This window comes from Mesorhizobium sp. M2A.F.Ca.ET.067.02.1.1, from assembly GCF_004023285.1.
GTDB lineage: Bacteria > Pseudomonadota > Alphaproteobacteria > Rhizobiales > Rhizobiaceae > Mesorhizobium.
The window spans coordinates 1-1468 of sequence record NZ_RZSB01001072.1; the positions used below are offsets into that span (position 1 = coordinate 1).

The window sequence follows — 1468 nt, forward strand, 5'->3', positions numbered from 1 at the left end:
GGGCAGGGTGCATCGATCGACGTCGACACGCGCGAGGCGCTGGAGGGGGCGGGCGGCGTCCTGCAGGATTGACAAACCGAAGCCGAATTTCGCATGCCTCTCGGCATGTCATTGCGCTTCCTCTTCGCCCTGCTCGTTGCAACCGGTTTTGCCGTCCAGGCTGCCCACAGCCAGACGCTTTCGCTAAAACCGTTCAAGGACGACCTCTTCGCTTATCCGGCGGCGCTGTCCACCGGCGATAATGGCGCCTATACGGTGCTCGACTATCATGAGATGCGCGACATCAACCAGCGCGACGAGGTGCCGGAAAAGCGGGTGCGCGCGCAATATACCGACCCCGGCGTGCGCAAGGTGCAGCGGGACCTGATGTTGAAGACCGACGCCGGCGATGTCAGGCATGTCGCGGTCGGCAGGACGGACGGCGCTTCCATCATCGTGCTCTACCTGCATGGGCAGGGCGGCAGCCGCAAGCAAGGTGTCGACGATTTTACTTTCGGCGGCAACTTCAACCGCATCAAGAATCTGATGGCCGCCAATAACGGCCTCTACCTTTCGCCGGATTTCCCCGATTTCGGCGACAAGGGCGCGGCGCAGGTCGCTGCGCTCATTGATCACTACGCCCAACAATCGCCCGGCGCGAAGATCTTCGTCGCCTGCGGCTCCATGGGCGGCATGATCTGCTGGAAGCTCGCCGCGCGCAAGGATACGGGCGGCCGCATCAACGGGCTGCTGCTGCTCGGATCGCTGTGGGACGACAGCTTTCTCACCAGCCCTGCCTGCAAGCGCCGCGTGCCGGTGTTCTTCGGCCAGGGCAGCCATGACGTGGTCTTCCCGGTGGAAAAGCAGGAAGCCTTCTTCCGCTCGATCCTGGCCAAAAAATCCTATCCGACACGCTTCGTGCGCTTCGAGACCGGCACGCACGGCACGCCGATCCGCATGGTGGACTGGCGCGGCACACTGAACTGGATGCTGACGAAAGCGCCGTGACCCTTCTGTCGAGGCTCAAGGCGCAGTGTTGTAATCGATGATCGTCTGCGGATTGATCTCGCCGTCATAGGAAGCATCGACGTCGTACTGGACGAGTGAGAAGTCACCGTTGCGGAACAGATAGGTCCCCGATGACGAAGCATCCCCGACGCCACGCCATTTGTCGGATGTGGTGATGGTTTTCGTGTTCTCGTCATAGTCCGAGTTGGTTGCCCAGCCGCTGGTCTTGAAACCGATGATGTGGATCGACTCGACCTTGCCTTCGCTGTTGTTGTTCTCGTAGCGGATATCGAGATCCGGCTCGGTGAACTGCAGCTGGGTCACGCCGTTGACGTCATCGGCGATGTAGTAGACCGCGGTTTCGTTATAGGCGGCCATCGAGCAGAAGAAGCGGAACAGCCGCGTCTCGCGCTCCGGGTCGGCGGCTTGAGCGTCCTTGTCCTTGTATTGGACCGAATGGGCCTCTGGCTCACCGATTGGC

At 61.3% G+C, this 1468-nt stretch carries 2 protein-coding genes; one reads left to right on the forward strand and one right to left on the reverse strand.

All coding sequences use genetic code 11. The annotated features are described in order from the left end of the window. Positions 1 to 105 precede the first annotated feature (105 nt). The gene (locus EOA28_RS35525; protein ID WP_127386254.1) at positions 106 to 987 is read left to right on the forward strand and encodes an alpha/beta hydrolase; all 882 of its coding nucleotides are present in this window, start codon (positions 106 to 108) and stop codon (positions 985 to 987) included. Between the two features lie 15 nt (positions 988 to 1002). On the opposite strand, the gene EOA28_RS35530 is transcribed toward EOA28_RS35525, so the two are convergent. Next, positions 1003 to 1468, reverse strand: a 466-nt coding sequence (locus EOA28_RS35530; RefSeq protein ID WP_128315836.1) for a DUF1176 domain-containing protein, incomplete at its 5' end; no start/stop codon positions are given.

What these genes read in the sequence shown, in the direction of transcription:
- EOA28_RS35525 (WP_127386254.1), top strand. Translation starts at nt 106, where the DNA reads ATGTCATTGCGCTTCCTCTTCGCCCTGCTCGTTGCAACCGGTTTTGCC.